Genomic DNA, 17,633 nt, shown 5'->3' on the forward strand with positions numbered 1-17,633 from the left:
CTCTAACTGCTCCAGGCTCTCCGTCACCGTGACTTGAAAAGGACGTCCTGTCATCGCCCATCACCTCAAAGAGGACTCTTCTAGTTTGGCGCAGCTTCATATTTGTTTGGTATTAGGTCACGGCTATTTAATAGGATGCGATACAATTCCAGATCCCCGCTGCAGATACAAAATTAATATCAATTTAGGATAAGTTGAAGTGCTAACTTTCGTATGCTTGGCACCTCAAATACCTTTTACTTGAGCTCAACTAAAGTTTAGAGGTTTTAGAAGAACCGACTGCAGACTTCGTTAACGATGATCGTGGTTCAACCCAATCACGATAGAATTGTTCGTTTACAGCCTCATTACAATCTTTTTGGGTTCATCTGCGAAGTATCGGTTTATGTTGAATGAAAAGCTTCGTTTCAAGGTTGTGCGATCGCCCCGATAACTCGTTGCTAACTCGTTTCTAAAGAATTAACCTCAAATGGCGCTGTAATGTTTCGCTATGGTTTTTTCCCGTTGAGTACATCGTCAGGCGTTTCGCTGCTCATGCAAAGCGGCTTTAAAGGGCTTGCTGTTAGAGTCATTTTCTTTCTGTCTCTTCCATATGCAGGTCATCACAAAAGGATAACGGTGTAAATGGCTGACCAGGAGCACCTGGAATTACTGAAACAGGGAACCGGGGTTTGGAATCACTGGCGGGAACAACATGCTGACGTTCATCCAAACCTCTACCAGGCTGTGTTGAACAAGGCCAACCTGCGAGAGGCCGCCCTCCACCATACCAACCTGCAAGAAGGCGATCTAAACCACGTTGACCTCTGCATGGCTGATCTGCGGCAGTCAAACCTGATGGGAATTCGGCTCAAGGAAGCACACCTTTATACCGCTGATTTGCGGGGAGCTAACTTGCAAGACTCCAGTTTGCTGGGGGCTGATTTACGGGAGGCAAACCTGGGCTCAGCTGACCTGCAGCGCGCAAATCTCAGTTCATCAATATTAGTTATGGCGGATTTGCACGATGCCAACTTGCGGGAAGCTGTCTTGCAGGAGGCGAAACTCAACTACGCCAACCTCAGCTATGCTGACCTATCCCTGGCTGATCTGCAGAAATGTGATTTTGGGCGGGCCGATTTGCGAGGGGCACATTTCTACACAGCCAATTTGAAGCGTAGTAATCTGTATTGCGCCAATCTCAGCCATGCTGACTTGCGAGAGGCCCTGTTAGTAGAGGCAAATCTGCGTGACGCTGATTTACGGGAAGCCAATCTAAACATGGCAATTCTCTCCTTGGCGAATCTTATTGGCACAACGCTCTACCATGCTGATTTGATGTTTGCCAACTTGAGTATGGCTAACTTATGTATGGCAAACCTCAGCCGGGCTAATTTAACCGGTACTACCTTGATTGGAACTAACTTCATTGGCTCCAATTTGTACCTGGCGATGATGCAAGACGCCAATTTGATGGAGGCCGACTTACGAGAGGCAACCCTGAATGAAGCAGACTGTAACGGTGCCAATTTGCAGAGTGCCAATTTCAGCATGGCCAACCTGACCTACGCCAATTTGCAAGGAGCGAATCTTCAAGGGGCAAACCTGCGTCAAGCTAATCTATGGAACGCTAATCTGAAAGATGCCAACTTGGAGGGCGTCAGTTTTCAGGGAGCTGTCATGCCAGACGGGCGCGTCCATTCCTAAAACCCGTTTGGAAATCAACTTTTTCCATCACTTTTCAAACAGTTTTTTAGAAGAAATCTCTCAGAAACTCGCAGCTTCTTTTGAATATGAGTGGGTGGAGAGCGATCGCCCTCCACCCACTCATTTGCTGAAGCGCTTATTTCTGCCTGTATAAAGTACACTCGAAACCGCCTCAATCCGAACTCAGGTTGATAGGTTTTATTGCAGCGTTTGAGATTACTTCTAAACCAACCTTACGTATTTTTGTTGAATGTGATGGGTATTACCCACCACATTCAACAGAAGTGTTTCAGGTATGGTGAGCTTACATAAGTTCTATCAAAACAAGTGTGAGGGGAGACAACAACTAAGGGGGGAACCCCTAGAGGGCGTGTGCCTCTTGCGGGATGACAACCTTCACCTGATACTGTCAGTGAGTTGAACCGCTGTACCAGTGGAATTACAGATACATCTAGGTGGCCGAACGAACAGTTGGTTAGTTGCCCGGATTGAGATCTGTACCTCTTTAGGTCAGCATTTGACTGGTTGCATCTACATCAGCATCTACTAACCATCATGAATAAGGTTCTCACGATCGCTACTCTCTTAGCTTCGATCGCTATGGGATTGCATGTTCTGACAGCAGGACACGGAACGGATTTAGGTCTACAGGCTAAAAACCCGCCCTGCTCCCCTGATTACGCAGAATGCCAGTAGGGGCTCCTTTAGCAAAGCCTTACTGTACTGCCGTCATGGTTCTGTCTGAAAAATTATAAGTTTGTCAGTCAAAACCATGACGATTCGCACAATTCGCAGCTGAGTACAGGGTCTAACCCGAGCTCTCCTGATTAAATTCTAGACGGAGGCTTCAAGGAGCTCAACTGCAACGGAGGGGAGAATCAGTAGCTTGGTGAGCATAGCTCTAACCCTTGATGTTTCCATTCAGGTTATTTCTAGGACTTTATTAAACGGTAAAAATATCGGAATTCTAATATCGGTTGCCCTAAACTTCGCCCAACTGGTAGGACAGTGAAAACTCTGGTTCTCTTAAAAATGTGCGGATCGTAGGCCTCTGTATGTGAATAAAGCTTAAAGATAGGCTAGTTGCCGTGCCGAATTACGATCCAGCTCCAGCAGACTGACAGTATTGCCTCAGGGCGATCGCCTGTTAGGATGCTTTACCTAAATTTAGAGTCATTCATTAACTCGAGTGATGAACTGTTAGGCTAGTGGATAGGCTTTGGCTCTCTGATCTAAGATCAGGTATGCCAGTGTCCAGCTATTCATCAGTGTGAAGAATAGGCCATCAGGGTTTGGTATCGTGACGTAAATATTCCGTCGCTTATGCGTCGTGAGACCGGTGCGGGGCATCTCCTATCTCCTTGCTCAACCTCATCCATGCACCCCCCCAGTGGTTTTGCCTAGAAAACCCTCCAAACGGCATCGCTCTTTTTTGGGCTCTCGGCCCTTTCAGCCCGTTAGCTTGCGCACGAAGCTGCTGGTCGGCTTTAGCGTGGTCTTTACGCTGGTCTTTTCCGGAGCTTTTTACTGGTTTTACAGTTTTACGACCGAGAAGGTCATCGCTCGGCTCCGCTCTGATATGCTTGCAACCTTAACAGGAGCATCTCAAGGGGTCGATGTACCCGATTTGATGGCCCTTTACCAGGATGGTGTTCGTAACGAAGAAGGTTTCTCTGATGACCCTCGTTACCTGGAATTGCTGTCCTGGTTTAATACGGTCAACAATATTGAGCCGAGAGCATGGCTGTATACCTATGCCATTGGTACGGCAAAAAATAATCGTCGGGTTGGGCCATCAGCGGTACACCCCAATGAATTAGAAATTATTTATCTTGTGGATGTTTGGGCCCTACATGATCCCGACAAGGCAGCCCATTTTCTGGAGCCAGATGAGGCAGGTATTGCGGCGCGGCGTGTACACCTGGGGGATACCTTCGAGTCGGATATCTATAAGGACAAGTGGGGCACCTGGATGTCGGCATTTGCTCCCCTGAAAAATCAGAAGGGAGAAGTGGTTGCGGTTTTAGGGTTGGATATCGAAGCCAGCTATGTCCGTCAGCTTCAGGCCGCCATTCGCCAGCGTTTTGTCATTGCCTATGTGGTCACCTACGGTGTTTTCTTTGCGCTGATTTATCTATTGTCAGGAATGATGACCCGGCATTTACGAGAGTTGACCCGCTCGGCGGAACATATCTCGGCAGGAGATTATCGGCGCAGTGTGCCCATTGAGCGACAGAGCCATTTCCCGGATGAATTGGATCGCCTGGCTCAGGTGTTTGAGGAAATGGTCGAGAGCATTCGGATTCGGGAGCAATTAATTCGGGAAGGGAAGCGAGCGCAGAATGAAATGCAGTCTGCTCTGCAGGAAGAGCGTGAACTCAATGAGTTGAAATCCCGTTTTATTTCGATGATTTCCCATGAACTGCGTACCCCGCTGACTGTTATTCGCACGTCGCTTGAATTGCTTGAACGCTATGGCCATGTAGCTTCTGCGGAGCAACAACAGAAGTACTATCAGCGGAGCCGTAATGCTGTAGAAACGATGAGCCAGCTTATCGATGACGTCCTGATGATCGGTAAGGGCGAAGCAGACGGTTTAGAGTTTACGCCGACTCGGATGGATGTGCGGCAGTTTTGTCGGGAGTTATCGGCAGAAATTCGTCAGAGTATGGGCAATTCCCATGTGTTGGTCTTTTCGAGCACTGGCTGGTATGGTGAAGCCTATTTTGATCCGAAATTGCTGCGTTCCATCCTGAATAACTTGCTGTCAAACGCGGTCAAGTACTCTCCTGCAGGCAGTCGGATTGACTTTACACTGTGCTGTCAGGATGAGATGGCAACTTTTGAAGTTCGCGACGCAGGCATCGGTATTCCAATGGATGATCAGCCGCGATTATTTGAAATGTTCCACCGGGCTAGCAATGTCAATGCGATTCGGGGAACGGGCCTGGGATTGGCGATCGTGCGGCAATGTGTCGTGTTACACGGCGGCACCATTACATTCAGCAGCCAGGAAGGAAAAGGAACGTGCTTTACAGTAGCGTTGCCAATTCTTCTAGAGTTGCCACAGCATCAGACTTTAGAGCAGTCCGTTTAGATGATATGGAATATGTGTGGCGACAAGTGACGGCCTATTCCATATTTAGTTCTAGAACAGGAAATTAATCTCTACGTCCCATTGATTGTCCTGGCGCTTCAGACGAATTTGTCGGATAAATTCTCGAAAGTAGAAGCGACGTTCGGCTTCTGACAGGTCCTGCCAGAACTGCGGGATAGAAACAACCTGGGCGATCGCCATAAGATTCTCGGGCGGCAACTGATCCAGTCGATTCTGCAATGCTGCCATCTCAGTCCGCAAATGATACGCCCGTAGCTCTGTGGTTTCTGTATCTAACACCCCGGTCTTTAACAGCTCGGGCAGCTGCGTTAGCACAGCTTGCTTTTCCTGAATTTGCTGTTCGAGTTGGGCCTTGATGCTGGCTCCGGAAGGGGGGCCACCTGGCCCCTGCAATGCCGCTACAGCAGGAGGCAGTGCTTCACATACCCGCTGAATCGTTCGCTCTAAAACGTCGCCGTAGGCCAGAGCAGAGCAGCGAGGCTGCTGGGTGCACTGCACTGGACGTAAGTATTCATAAACCTGAGCGCGCCGGGGGGCACTGACGCGGGTTGTGGTCATAGCAGAGCCACAGGTCGCACACGTCACCAGCCCTGCCAGGGAGCGGGAAGCACTGGCTGAACGAGAGGGAAGAGAACGGTTGCGGCGCAGTAGGCGTTCGATCTGGGCGGCTTCCTGTCGGGAAATTAGAGGGGCGTGGGTGTCGGCAATGACGTCACCATTTTGATAGGCCAGGTCGCCTCGATAGATAGGGTTAATGAGCCAGCGCTTGCCGGTAGAGACCGAAATGCGCTTGTTGTACTTCTGCTGCAAGTAGCGAACGCTGCCACGCAAGGATCCGTAAAGCAGAAAGTGCTCAAAAAAGTCTTTGACGACGGGAGCCGTTGTGCGGTCGAGGAGGTAGCGATCGCGTCCCCGTCGATACCCATAGGGAGCTTTCCCAGGAGGTGGCAAGGCTTTGAGACGATTACGGGCATGGCCTTGTCGAATCCGACGGCTGCGTTGCTCGGCTTGCAGCCCCTGCCAGAGAAGCCAAAGCTGAGGGTTATTGACGGGCTGTTCGGCCTCATCTGGGGCCAGGGAAACGGGAGTGATGCCACGTTCGGTGAGGGCTTGCAGGCGATCGCCCACCTCCGCCACGCTTTCTCCGAGGTCAGACCAGCGGCGTACCAATACTTGCTGGACAGGTTCAGTCTCGTGATCCTGCAGTAATTGGAGCCATTGCAATCGGGGGCTCTGTGCTCCAGGGTCATGGCTAGACCAGTCTTGGTAAATTTGGGCGACAGGTTGTCCCCAGTCCACCTGGGTGGCTGAGTCTTCCAATAGGGGATCGAAGTTGAGGTAGGCGACCACCTTCATGCAAGTCTTTCTCAAAAATAGTCGAGAGTATGAAGTGTTTTGCAAGGCTGTACTGAATCAATGACCGCAGCACTATAGGGGCCCTGAGCCTCCTCTACAATGGTAATTCAGGCCTAAAAGGGCGCTCTACCCACAGGAAATTTCGAACCATGCCCGAGTTGCAATCCCTTGAAACCAGTTTTGCCCATCTGGTGGAATCTCTCCAGGCACAACGGCAAACGGATGAAACGTTTACGTTGCGGGTGACGGGTGAACAAAGCCAGTTTATGCGTTTTAACCGGGCTAGAGTGCGCCAAACAGGGTGTGTGGAGGACTGTGATGCGACACTTACCTGGACCCAGGGGCAGCGAGTGGCTTCCGCAAGTTTTCCATTATCAGGTAATTCTGCAAGGGACTGGGAGACCGCCCAGGGGATGCTGAAGGTGTTACGGCAGGAGATGCCTCAGTTGCCTGAAGACCCCTACCAGGTACTGCCACAGGGGACGGCACGCAGCCGGGAAGTGCATTCCGGGGCATTGTTACCGCCGACTCAGGTAGCGAAAGCGGTGCTTGCTCCTGTCGTCGGTTTAGACTTTGCAGGGCTGTATGCCGGAGGGACGGTGCTGCGCGCCTATGCAGATTCGGCTGGGCAGCAGCATTGGTTTCTGACGGAGACGTTTTCGCTGGATTACTCGATCTATACGCCAGATGGCCAGGCCGTGAAGGGAACCTTGGCAGGGAGTCAGTGGGATGATGCGATCTATGCGGATAAGTTGGTGGATGCCAGCCACCAGCTGGAGCGTTTGAGCCAACCGCCTAAGATGATTGATCGAGGGCAGTATCGGACGTATCTGGCTCCGGCGGCGATCGCAGAACTCATCTCGATGTTTTCCTGGGGGGCGGTGAGTGAGTCAGCAATGCAGCAGGGGGCAAGTGCGCTGGCAGCTATGCGGCGAGATCAGAAGAAATTATCGCCCCGGTTTAACCTGAAAGAAAATTTCAGCCATGGGGCGGTGCCCCGGTTCAATGATCTGGGGGAGATGGCTCCGTTGGAAATGTCGATCATTGAGGAGGGGGTGCTGGTCAATACGCTGGTGAGTTCGCGATCGGCAAAGGAGTATGACAAGCAGTCGAATGGGGCGAGTGGGTCGGAGAGTTTGCGATCGCCTGAAGTTTCTCCTGGAACTCTTGCAGCTTCAGATATTTTGAAAACTCTGGGGACGGGGTTGTATTTGTCGAATTTGCATTATTTGAATTGGAGCGATCGCCCTTCTGGTCGGATTACAGGGATGACGCGGTATGCCTGTTTTTGGGTGGAGGATGGGGAGATTGTGGCTCCGATTGAGAATCTGCGATTTGATGAGAGCCTGTATCGGTTTTTGGGGGATCAACTGGTTGATCTGACGGATTTTCAAGAGTTTATTCCAGAGTTGACGACCTATGATTATCGGCACCTGGGGGGTGCGTGGTTGCCGGGGGCTCTGGTTGATGGTTTTACGTTTACGCTTTAGTGTTCTATGGCTTTACGTAACCTCAGTTCGGGTTAAGGGCTTTTTCGAGTGCCGCGCTTCGCGCGGCACTCGAAAAAGCCCATTATTGCGTGCGCGAAACGCACGCAATAATGGGCGGTTCGGCTTATTCCGAACTGACGTTACGTAATTCGGTGAGGACAGATTATTTGTGAAAAGGTCTGCGCTGCGGGGCTTTTCACAAATAATCTTCCTGAGTTTCGGTGCATAGGCTGGAGACCCTGCTTGGGGGCGCGTCGCCCCCCAAACCCCCTGACTGGGGGACGGCTGCCCGTCCCCCAGACCCCCTCGGCAAGGAGGTTTTGCAGGGGTGTTGTTAGGCCGCTTCGCATTGCTGGGGTTTTGAAGCAGACCCCGGTGAGGTGGTCGCCGCAATTGCTTACCCTTTCGTCACTTCCAAATAAATATGCTCTAGGCGGATGGGGTGGCGGGCGATCGCATCGAGTGGAACACCATCGAATTGGGCAATGATGTCTTTTAGTTCTAAATGTTGGGGGAGCCAGAAGGCGAGGTCGCTGCCGTAGCGGCGATGGGTGAGGTTGAGAGTTTGGGCTCGGGCGATCGCGGCTTCCTCATCGGGGGTTTGGATGGTGAGGATTTCTTGGGCGGGGATGAGTTGACGCAGTTCGGTGAGGGTGCCTTCCTGGAGGATAGTGCCTTGTTTGAGAAAGCCGATGCGATCGCACAGCCGCTCGGCTTCGTCGAGTAGGTGGGTGGTGAGGAGAATGGTCATCCCCTGCTTTTGCAGGGTGCGGATCAGTTCCCAGAGGTCATAGCGGGCTTCGATGTCGAGGCCGGTGGTGGGTTCGTCGAGGACGACGAGTTTGGGTTGGTGAATGAGGGCGATCGCCATACTCAAGCGGCGTTTCATGCCGCCACTCAGACGTTCGGCGATGGTGGTGGTGCGATCGCTTAAGCCAACGGATTCCAGGCAGAGCTGCACGCGGCGGCGGCGTTCTTTGCCTGAGATGCCGTAGAGCCGTGCAAAGAAATCGAGGTTTTCGGCGCAGGTCAGGCTGCGGTAGATGAGGTTTTCCTGAGGGGCGATGCCGAGCCAGGGTTTGGTACGCTCAGAGACGGGTTGGCCGTTGATAAAGATATGGCCTGCGTCGGCCTGAAGCAGATTGCTGAGGATGTTGATAGTGGTGGTTTTCCCGGCTCCATTCGGTCCTAATAAGCCATAGATTTCGCCGGTGGGAATGTGCAGGTTCAGATCCTGCAGGACGGTACGAGGCCCGTAGCTCTTTTTCAGCCCTTCAATTTTCAACATTTCTACAATCTCCGTTCCACCTGAAGCATGCGCAAGTATGAGAGCCAGCCTGCAAGCACCATAACTCCCGCAAAAATGGCGAGAAACCAAAAATGCTTAGAGATATCCGCGAAGGTAGTGCTATTGGCGGCGATACTCAGTAGCGCTTCATTCATGTGATAAATCGGATTCAGTTTTGCCAGGCGTAACAGGCTGTCGGGGAACAGGGAGGCCGGGAGAAAGGTACCACCCAGAATCAGCAGCGGGACGCCGAAGGTGGCGACGAGGGCATTCACGTCTTCGGTGCGGCGGGCCAGTTGGGTTCCTAAAATGAAGCCGACTCCTACGTAGGCGAGGATGCTGAGCAAGATGATGGTAACGCCCAGCCAGGGATTGCCCTGAAACTCGGAGCCTTGGGAGAGGGCGATCGCCCATACTAACAAGGTCTGCCCCAGCCCAATCACACTATGGGCCACGAAAATTCCCAGAAAGTAAGAAAATCCGCTGAGTGGGGAGAGAAACAATCGTTTTAGCGTGTGATGCTCTCGTTCAGCGACAACGGTAGCAACACTGCCGCCTAAGCAGCTAAAGAAGAGGGCGGCTCCCACTAAGCTGGGGGGAGCGGCGTTGGCAAAAGCATCCGCGGTACTAAGCTTTGCCCGTTCTTGCAAAATCAGGGCGTTCAGCACCAGTACCAGTGCCGGAAAAATGGCCCAAAAAATTAAGCTGCGACGGCGGTGGAACAGTTCTAACAAAATGCGCCGAGCGACTGCCAGGGATTCTGTCCAGGTTTTCCGCACGTACCCGCCCACTACCATCGCTACTGACCAATAAGGAACTTTGGCGACCTTTCCCACGACTGAAGTATATAAACCGCTCAGCTATAAGCTCCGATTGTGGGAAATGTAAAGCTGTCCTAATATTACAGAGAATTCACACTTCTACAATTGACTGTTTTGTCAATTCAGTTACATCTGCCTGGCTCTGGGTGTTCAACGAGGGTTACTGTCCTGAAAATGCTTTTTTCGGATCCCTCATTTTGAAAGCCTATCCTCTCTTCCCTGACTTAATTTTTCCCAGTTACGCTATGACTGGCGTAAATATCAGCACAATCTGCGCTTAGGCACTGTACTTATGGGTCGAATGTTCGATTCAAAACTGCTGCAGCCCCTCTCACGGCGAGCAGTTTTGAAACTGTTTGGGGTGGGAACGATTGGGGCGATGCTGAGCTACTCTCGCCTGGAAAAGCCCCAACCCTCCATTTATCGTCAAGATACGCTGGAGCTTCCCCACGGGGTGGGCCGTGATATGAAGGCGGTCGTCGTGGGTGGAGGCCTGGCCGGATTAGCCGCGGCCTATGAGCTGAGCCAGCGGGGAGTCGCCGTCACTCTGGTAGAGCGATCGCCTCAACTGGGTGGGAAAATTGCCAGTTGGAACATTGAAGTGGGTGGCGAACCCTTCCGCATGGAGCACGGCTTCCATGGCTTTTTTCCCCAGTACTACAACCTCTTCAACCTGGTGGAAGAATTGCGGATTCGAGAGAATTTCAAATCCCTCAATTTCTACTCCGTCGTTTACAAGGATGGCTACAGACCTGAAGTTTTCCGTCCCAGCCATTCGGCCTTCCCCTGGAACGTAATAGATCTGGCGGTTTCATCCTCGAACCGCTTGAAATGGGGAATCAATCTGGCTAAGATCAAGCATTTACAAGTCTTTCGGGAGATTACAGGCTTCAGCAACCCTGCGACTTACGATCGCTTAGACAATATTTCTGTCGCCGATTGGGTAGAGAGTGATTTTCCACAGGGGCTTTATGACCTGTACTTCTTACCCTTTGCGAAATCCAGCCTGAATGCACCGGATGCGTTAAGTGCCGGGGAGCTGATGCAGTTCTTCCACTTCTACTTTTTTGGTAATCCGGAGGGCCTTGCCTTTAATGGCACCTGTCAGGATATGGGTCGCAGTCTGGTTGACCCGATCGCCGCTGCAATTCAAGAAAAAGGTGGGCGTATCCTCACGCAGACCAGCGTTAGCGAACTGCGCTGGCAGGACGGAAAAATCGCTGGAGTTACCATCCAGCAGGGGACGGGGGAAACCAGCCATGTACCTTTCTGGGTGGAGCGTAACCCACTGTTGAGTAGTGAAGAGTTGGAGTACTTGGGGGCGGGCGATCGCCTCTTCGTCCTTCAACCGGATGGTAAGCGTGCTCTTTCCCTGACCTGTACCCATCAAGGCTGTAGCGTTCATAAAGAAGTTGTGGCCAACGGTAAAGGCTTCCAGTGTCCCTGCCATGGAGCCGCTTACGATGCCAACGGTACAGTTGTGCAAGGGCCGGCCGAGAAGAACCTGGCCCAGTATCGGGTGCTGAAGCGTGAGGGAGATCAGGTGCAGTTGGTGGCGATCGCTCCCCCTGAAGCGGTAGCAGAGGAAACTTTGGAGGCGGACTATTACGTGTTGGCCGCCGATATTCCTGGCATCAAGCATCTATTCTCCTTGTCGAAGGGAGAACCGGAAGCGGTTTTAGTGTCTCAGGTAGAGAAGCTACAGGTCGCCGATCCTTTTGCGGTGGCGCGCTTCTGGTTCGATCAGGATTTTGAGTGGGAGCATAGCTGGTTCACCTCCTTGTCGGGCTATCGCCTCACCGATAGCATCACCTTATATCACCGCATTCAAGACGATTACATTGAATGGGCAAACAAAACGGGGGGAAGTGTCGTAGAGCTACATGCCTACTGCTATAAGGAGAAGGAGTTTCCTACCCAACAAGCTCTGCTCAACACCTTTGAGAAAGAATTGTTCGAGATCGTACCCAGCCTGAAGGACGCGCAGCTTCTCCACCGCCAATTGGTGAACCAGAAAAACTTTGCAGGGTTCCCACCGGGAAGCTTCCGCGATCGCCCCACCTCCGCTACTTCTGTCCCGAATCTCATCTTTGCGGGTGATTGGGTGAAGATGCCGTTCCCCTGCGGTCTGATGGAACGGGCCGTAAGCAGTGGCTTTCTGGCAGCCAACGAAATTCTGCAACAGGAAGGCGCACAGCGGCGCACGATTTATACCGTACAGCCCAAAGGCATTTTGTCGATTTTGAGTTAGGGAGGCGTGATCATGCAAAGCCTGCAAACCGACAACTCGGACACTGCCCAATCCATAGGCCGAGCCGATGTGCGCCAGATGGGTATTAATCCTAACCACTGGTATGCCGTCGCTCGTAGCACTGAAGTGACCGATAAGCCGTGGGGTGTGGCCCTGTGGGACGAGCCGATTGTCGTGTTTCGCGATCGCACCCAAACCCTGCATGCCCTAGCCGATCGCTGTCCCCACCGCTTTGTCAAACTTAGCCGGGGTCAGGTGGTGAACGATACCCTGGAGTGTGCTTATCACGGCTGGCGTATCGATGCTGCTGGAAATACCGTCGAAATCCCCTATCTGGAAGAGAATCAAAAACTGCCAAACTGTCAGGTGCGGCAATTCCCCGTCAAAGAGCAGGATGGCTTTGTCTGGGTTTTTCCAGGAGATTCAGCTTTAGCGGCGACCAAGGAACCCTTGCCCATCCCCGAGTGGAATCACTTGAATTACATCGCCACCGTGTCGGTGATCGACTGTGAGGCCCACTTTTCTTACCTGATCGAGAACCTAATGGATATGTACCATGGGCACTTGCATCAGAACTATCAGGCGTGGGCTGATCCTAAATTGGAACGGTTGGAGGAGAATGGCGATCGCGTCGATGCCTACTATCAGGCTCAGAGCTACTATCGCATCGATAAAATCTGGTCGATCTCCCAACTCTTTTTTCCCAGCTTACGGCGGCTCCACCCCGAACTGCTGACTGTGAGTTACCCCTATCCCAACTGGTCTTCCACCCTTGGGGAAGATTTCAAAATCTACTGCCTGTTCAGTCCCACCGGGTTAACCCATACTCGCGCTTACCTGATCCACTTCACCTCACTGAATGCTTTTCACCGATTGCATAAGTTGCCAGATCGGTTCCGTCGATTTGTAAAAAATAGCCTGTTTGGTTCGGCTCAGAAGTTATTAGACGGCCTGGTGGAACAGGACGTCATTATGCTGGAGGATGAGCAGCAAGCTTACCTGAAACAACCCGAACCTGCCCGTGAGTTAAATCGCGCGCTCGTAAGCGTGCAGCGGCTGATTCGGACGCAATCAAGGGGGTAGCAAGCCACCTGTATCCCACGTGTAGCCCTCTTCTTGTCCCTCTGGGACGGAAAGAGGGCTACACATAAGGAGATTTCCAGATAAGAACTTCCCCATTATTTGGGAAAAAGGCGCGGCGAAGCCGCGCCTTTTTCCCAAATAATGGGGATATTGTTTCCCAGAAATCTCCTAAGCTATTTCGCGAGGGTGAAACCCTTACAAATGGCTATGAGCTACTAGCGCAAGGTTTACCACAAAGCATTCGGAGGTCTGGGGGTTGGCCGGGGCGATGGCGCAACGCCTCCTCCACCCTCTCGGACAAGGCAACCCTGGTAAGTTGGAAAACCACCAATGTCGATAGATGCCTGATTGGCCTGAGTGACAAGAACAATACGACCATCCGTATATTGAGTTCCTGCATTTGAGGGCACCTGGGAGAGGTAGTAGACATTCCCCTCCAGATAAAGTTCGGCCTGGCTTGAGTAATAATTCACCTGAAACTGCCGTCCGTCCTGGCAGGCATAGGTCACTGCACCTGGGACGGGTGTAGGAGTGGACGTGGGTGCTGGAGTCGAAGTTGAAGTCGGGGCCGGAGTTGGGGTTAGGGTTACAGACGGGCTCGGAGTTGGTGTGGCAGACGATGTTGGAGATGGGGTTGGAATGGGAGCTTGAGCCGTGCAATTACTGTAGGCTGCTACTTCATTACGCTCAATAAAACCCAACTCATTCTGGGTATAGAAGGTGTATTCTCCATTGCTATATAAGTTGGTATTGCTTTGCTGAGTGAGTTCGTAGCTCTGGTTGGCGTTAGGCAAGGTGAGAATCACAGCCGATTGAGACGCGTACTCGACTTGAAACTGGTTGCCGTCTGGACAGACAAAATTGATGGCCTGGGAACTGGGCGTATCAAAATTGGCACTATTGTTGGCCAGCGATCCAAACCGGGGAATAGCCTGCCGCCAAAGAGGAGCGGTTAGAATTGCCAGTACCGCCGCTGCAATGAGTCCAATCAAATTCCTTGGCATACTTCCCCTGCCTTTGATCCACTTTCAGAGTCACAATCTCAACTGAGACGGCAACACCGAACGTCCCAACCGCCCTCTAACAGTGCTGGCAAAGTTGAATTTTGCGGCAAGACGTGCACGAAAATCCCTCTTTTCTGAGACCCTTCCAATACCCTCTCAGTGTAACGATAGAATTGCCATGAACTGTTGCTGCCCAATTCTGCCGCTGTCTGGTGTTTGCAAGATAATACAGGCGTACACCAGGCTTATTACAAGACTACATTGGGCGATCGCCAATGCAACAAAAAACTCAGATTTCCTCCTTCCGGTTGAATTTCCCTCCATTCCGTTATCCCAACCATCATGTCTCACCCGTTTCTAACGCTGCCCTATGAGTCAGCCTTTGCTTCCCTGGGCGAAGAGTTCTATGACCTTGTTTCCGCTGCAACATTTCCGGAGCACAAGCTGCGATTCCGCAACGATGAAGTGTTGCCCTTGCTGAGCCTTAATCCCGCTGATGTAACAGACGAGCACTTCATTGAAGCCTTCGGCAAATTTGAAAGCGCAACCCCTTTTCTGGCCATGCGCTACCACGGCTATCAGTTTGGCGAGTACAACAATCGTCTTGGTGATGGCCGGGGTTTTCTGTACGGTCAGGTACGTGGCACCGATGGCGAACTGTACGATTTGGGGACTAAAGGCTCTGGCACAACTCCCTACTCTCGAGGTGGTGATGGGCGGTTAACGCTCAAGGGCGGTGTTCGAGAAGTATTGGCAGCCGAAATGCTACACCGTCTGGGAGTTCGCACCTCCCGCTGCCTGAGCCTGGTTGAAACGGGAGAAGCCCTCTGGCGCGGAGATGAGCCTTCGCCCACTCGCTCCTCCGTGATGGTGCGTGTTAACCGCTCTCACATCCGCTTCGGTACCTTCGAGCGGCTGCATCGAATTGAGCGGCCCGACCTCGTTCGTCAACTTCTGGATCACGTTATTGCCATCTACTATCCCCACCTCCAGGGGCAACCGGATGCCGATGCTCGTTTTTACGCTGAGCTAGTGCAGCGAGTCGCAGAATTAGCGGCCCAGTGGATGTCTGTCGGCTTCTGCCATGCGGTGCTTAATACTGACAACATGTCTATCACCGGGGAAAGCTTTGACTATGGCCCCTACGCCTTCATTCAGCGCTACGAGCCCAACTTCACGGCTGCCTATTTCGACTACTATGGCCGCTATGCTTATGCCAATCAGCCTGGCATTTGTAAGCTGAACCTGGAGATGTTGCAGGTTCCTCTCTCAATGGTCATTCCCCAGGCAGATCTGGAAGCAGGAGTGAGCCAGTTTGACGACCATTACATTGGAGCCTATCGCCAGCGAATGCTCCATAAGCTAGGCTTTGACACCCTGCCTGAAGAGCAGGCGAATGATCTGGTTTACAACACTCTCCAGTTCCTCCTGGAAGCTCCTATGAGCTACCACGATTTCTTCTTGATGCTACGCCAGCAGTTTTCCCCAGAGTGGCGATCGCCCAGCACTCCCATTCTTGAAAACCTGACCTCGCCAGACCAAGCTGAACCCTTTCCCAGCAGCTTCAAACCCTGGAAAGAGGCATACCAAAATGCTTTAAGCCAGCTTCCTGAAGCAGAAATGGCCGCTGTACAGCAACGATTAGCGGCTCATAATCCCGATTGCGTCATTATCCGTCCCGAAATTGAAGCGATTTGGGAACCTATCACAACCGAAGATAACTGGGAACCGTTCTACAACTTGCTCCAGCGGATTTGGAAATCGGTTGATTAGACCTCCTGCATAAATGGGTCTTTGAAGGCGTAGATCGTTGAGCGACCTCATTATGCAACGATTCACGCAAGAAGTAAAAAAGAGAGCGTGGGTATGAAGCCCTACGCTCTCTTTTTTACTTCTTTTTTACTTCTTGCGCCCTGCGGTTGCGTCTATCAACTCGATTTCTGACAGGTTAAAGGTAATGAGCTTGTCCCAATTACCTCCCTCAAATAAAACGGCTGCTTTGCCGTCGCTAATACGCTGCACCAGTCCCTGAAAACCGTAGTAGGTATCGTCACCGTTTATGACGCGTACTGCTGAACCGGGAAGAATCATGGCAGATATGGGTAGAAAGGGTTTTCACCTTCAGCTTAGTACGGAGCGCGCGATCGCTGCTCACCCATTTGTTAATAGCACTAATAAGAAAACCCCCAAGAAGAGAGAGTGTGGCTCTTCTGGGGGGGTCGTTTTGCTGGATGATGAGTGACCTCATTCAGTACAACAGTTTCCTGCTATTGAAATCGAATTCGATGGCGGAAGTTATAAACAGACTCCACCAGGCCGATCGCTATGAAGTTCGTCAACAAAGCCGATCGCCCATAGCTAAGAAATGGTAACGGAATCCCTGTAATGGGAGCTAGCCCGATAGTCATGCTGATATTCACCAGCACCTGAAACACAATCATCGACAGTACGCCGACCGCTAGAAGCGAACCGAAGTTGTCTTTCGAGTTCTGGGCAATAATGACAAGTCGCAGGCATACCAACCAGAACAGCCCTAGTATCACCAGGCCCCCTACAAAACCAATCTCTTCGCCAATGGCCGAAAAGATAAAGTCTGTGTGTTGCTCAGGAATGAAGTTGAGCTGTGTTTGAGTGCCCTGGTTAATCCCCTTGCCCCAGAGCCCGCCTGCCCCAATTGCAATACGAGACTGAATCAAGTGATATCCCCCACCCAACGGGTCTTTATCGGGGTCAAGAAACAGAATCAAACGATCCTTCTGATAATCCTTCAACATTCCCCAGGCAATATGACCCAGTCCCCCCGACAGAAGATTGACGACCCCTGCAAAAAATGCTCCTAACCAGCGCCAGGGGAGTGTCTTCCAACCGATAAAGATCATAAGTGCCACCCAGGCAAACCAGGCAGGCAGATACAGCCCAAAGACAATAGCTGCAACCAGGGGAGAAACCAGCAGAATGAGCCAGCCGGGATTCATATTGGCCCAGTACAGCATCCCCAGGGTGATCGCTCCAAATACCAGGCCTGTTCCCAAGTCCGGCTGGGCCATGATGAGTAACCAGGGTAATGCTGTAACACACAGCACTTTTACCATGTCCCACAAGGTTTTGCGTCCCTGCTCCTGAAGCAAACCGGCCAGGGTGATGATGATCCCCACCTTGGCAAATTCAGAAGGCTGCACGTTAAAGTTACCAACGGTAACCCAACTCTGGGCTCCATTCGCTGCCGTTCCAATGGCGATAACTACGACCAACGCCACATTGGTGATGGCATAAATTACCCAGTACAGGCGGCTGAGGGCATCATAGCGCCAGCGAGCGAGACTCATAGCAAATGCTAGGCCCACGCCTCCAGTCACCCAGTGCTGTGCCCAATCGGTTTGAGGCTCCTTTAACTCCACACTACGAATAGCCAACCCCCCAATAAAGGTGAGGGCTACGACCAGCAGTAGCAAGAGCCAATCTACTTCCTGCCACGGCTGGATAAGGGTTTTCCATCGCCATGGGCGAAGCGATCGCTGGGTAATCATCAGGGTTCT

The 17,633-nt window shown here is 51.9% G+C and carries 13 protein-coding genes; 7 read left to right on the forward strand and 6 right to left on the reverse strand.

Going from position 1 to position 17,633, the window contains the following annotated elements:
• The first annotated feature begins 624 nt into the window (after window positions 1–624).
• The 3 genes from H6F91_RS07925 to H6F91_RS07935 all read left to right on the forward strand — a co-directional run bounded on the left by H6F91_RS07925 (window position 625) and on the right by H6F91_RS07935 (window position 4,783).
• Complete coding sequence (locus H6F91_RS07925; protein WP_190770754.1) at window positions 625–1,686, forward strand: pentapeptide repeat-containing protein; 1,062 nt, start codon at window positions 625–627, stop codon at window positions 1,684–1,686.
• Between the two features lie 555 nt (window positions 1,687–2,241).
• Window positions 2,242–2,382: a hypothetical protein gene (locus H6F91_RS07930; protein WP_190770755.1), complete on the forward strand. Its 141-nt coding sequence runs from the start codon at window positions 2,242–2,244 to the stop codon at window positions 2,380–2,382.
• Between the two features lie 736 nt (window positions 2,383–3,118).
• Window positions 3,119–4,783, forward strand: a complete 1,665-nt coding sequence (locus tag H6F91_RS07935) for a HAMP domain-containing sensor histidine kinase (protein WP_190770822.1) — start codon at window positions 3,119–3,121, stop codon at window positions 4,781–4,783.
• 51 nt (window positions 4,784–4,834) lie between these two features.
• On the opposite strand, the gene H6F91_RS07940 is transcribed toward H6F91_RS07935, so the two are convergent.
• On the reverse strand, window positions 4,835–6,160 hold the full coding sequence (locus H6F91_RS07940) for a recombinase family protein (protein ID WP_190770756.1): 1,326 nt from the start codon (window positions 6,158–6,160) through the stop codon (window positions 4,835–4,837).
• A 149-nt stretch (window positions 6,161–6,309) separates the two neighbouring features.
• On the opposite strand from H6F91_RS07940, the gene H6F91_RS07945 reads away from it, so the two are divergent.
• Window positions 6,310–7,650, forward strand: coding sequence for a metallopeptidase TldD-related protein (locus H6F91_RS07945; protein ID WP_190770757.1), 1,341 nt, complete (start codon window positions 6,310–6,312; stop codon window positions 7,648–7,650).
• A gap of 397 nt (window positions 7,651–8,047) precedes the next feature.
• Here H6F91_RS07945 and H6F91_RS07950 read toward each other — a convergent pair whose 3' ends face one another.
• On the reverse strand, window positions 8,048–8,938 hold the full coding sequence (locus H6F91_RS07950; RefSeq protein WP_190770758.1) for an ABC transporter ATP-binding protein: 891 nt from the start codon (window positions 8,936–8,938) through the stop codon (window positions 8,048–8,050).
• Between the two features lie 2 nt (window positions 8,939–8,940).
• Window positions 8,941–9,735, reverse strand: a complete 795-nt coding sequence (locus H6F91_RS07955; RefSeq protein ID WP_190770759.1) for an ABC transporter permease — start codon at window positions 9,733–9,735, stop codon at window positions 8,941–8,943.
• A 316-nt stretch (window positions 9,736–10,051) separates the two neighbouring features.
• On the opposite strand from H6F91_RS07955, the gene H6F91_RS07960 reads away from it, so the two are divergent.
• A complete protein-coding gene (locus H6F91_RS07960) occupies window positions 10,052–12,010 on the forward strand; it encodes an FAD-dependent oxidoreductase (protein ID WP_190770760.1) in 1,959 nt (652 codons plus the stop codon).
• Between the two features lie 12 nt (window positions 12,011–12,022).
• The gene (locus H6F91_RS07965) at window positions 12,023–13,093 is read left to right on the forward strand and encodes an aromatic ring-hydroxylating dioxygenase subunit alpha (protein WP_190770761.1); all 1,071 of its coding nucleotides are present in this window, start codon (window positions 12,023–12,025) and stop codon (window positions 13,091–13,093) included.
• 227 nt (window positions 13,094–13,320) lie between these two features.
• Here H6F91_RS07965 and H6F91_RS07970 read toward each other — a convergent pair whose 3' ends face one another.
• Window positions 13,321–14,097: an MliC family protein gene (locus tag H6F91_RS07970; protein ID WP_190770762.1), complete on the reverse strand. Its 777-nt coding sequence runs from the start codon at window positions 14,095–14,097 to the stop codon at window positions 13,321–13,323.
• Between the two features lie 330 nt (window positions 14,098–14,427).
• Here H6F91_RS07970 and H6F91_RS07975 point away from each other — a divergent pair, with 330 nt between their 5' ends.
• Window positions 14,428–15,870, forward strand: a complete 1,443-nt coding sequence (locus H6F91_RS07975; protein WP_190770823.1) for a protein adenylyltransferase SelO family protein — start codon at window positions 14,428–14,430, stop codon at window positions 15,868–15,870.
• 126 nt (window positions 15,871–15,996) lie between these two features.
• Here the strand turns inward: H6F91_RS07975 and H6F91_RS07980 are convergent, their stop codons facing one another.
• Together H6F91_RS07980 and rodA are read right to left on the reverse strand one after the other, a co-directional pair.
• Window positions 15,997–16,188: an NAD(P)H dehydrogenase subunit NdhS gene (locus tag H6F91_RS07980; protein ID WP_190770763.1), complete on the reverse strand. Its 192-nt coding sequence runs from the start codon at window positions 16,186–16,188 to the stop codon at window positions 15,997–15,999.
• 176 nt (window positions 16,189–16,364) lie between these two features.
• The gene (rodA, locus tag H6F91_RS07985) at window positions 16,365–17,624 is read right to left on the reverse strand and encodes a rod shape-determining protein RodA (protein WP_190770764.1); all 1,260 of its coding nucleotides are present in this window, start codon (window positions 17,622–17,624) and stop codon (window positions 16,365–16,367) included.
• Between the last annotated feature and the right edge of the window lie 9 nt (window positions 17,625–17,633).

Origin of the sequence: Leptolyngbya sp. FACHB-8 (assembly GCF_014695575.1) — a bacterium.
Classification (GTDB): Bacteria; Cyanobacteriota; Cyanobacteriia; order Elainellales; family Elainellaceae; genus Vacuolonema.

What these genes read in the sequence shown, in the direction of transcription:
- H6F91_RS07925 (WP_190770754.1), top strand. Translation starts at nt 625, where the DNA reads ATGGCTGACCAGGAGCACCTGGAATTACTGAAACAGGGAACCGGGGTT.
- H6F91_RS07965 (WP_190770761.1), top strand. Translation starts at nt 12,023, where the DNA reads ATGCAAAGCCTGCAAACCGACAACTCGGACACTGCCCAATCCATAGGC.
- H6F91_RS07980 (WP_190770763.1), bottom strand. Translation starts at nt 16,188, where the DNA reads ATGATTCTTCCCGGTTCAGCAGTACGCGTCATAAACGGTGACGATACC.
- H6F91_RS07950 (WP_190770758.1), bottom strand. Translation starts at nt 8,938, where the DNA reads ATGTTGAAAATTGAAGGGCTGAAAAAGAGCTACGGGCCTCGTACCGTC.
- H6F91_RS07945 (WP_190770757.1), top strand. Translation starts at nt 6,310, where the DNA reads ATGCCCGAGTTGCAATCCCTTGAAACCAGTTTTGCCCATCTGGTGGAA.
- H6F91_RS07930 (WP_190770755.1), top strand. Translation starts at nt 2,242, where the DNA reads ATGAATAAGGTTCTCACGATCGCTACTCTCTTAGCTTCGATCGCTATG.
- rodA (WP_190770764.1), bottom strand. Translation starts at nt 17,624, where the DNA reads ATGATTACCCAGCGATCGCTTCGCCCATGGCGATGGAAAACCCTTATC.
- H6F91_RS07960 (WP_190770760.1), top strand. Translation starts at nt 10,052, where the DNA reads ATGGGTCGAATGTTCGATTCAAAACTGCTGCAGCCCCTCTCACGGCGA.
- H6F91_RS07970 (WP_190770762.1), bottom strand. Translation starts at nt 14,097, where the DNA reads ATGCCAAGGAATTTGATTGGACTCATTGCAGCGGCGGTACTGGCAATT.
- H6F91_RS07940 (WP_190770756.1), bottom strand. Translation starts at nt 6,160, where the DNA reads ATGAAGGTGGTCGCCTACCTCAACTTCGATCCCCTATTGGAAGACTCA.
- H6F91_RS07955 (WP_190770759.1), bottom strand. Translation starts at nt 9,735, where the DNA reads ATGGTAGTGGGCGGGTACGTGCGGAAAACCTGGACAGAATCCCTGGCA.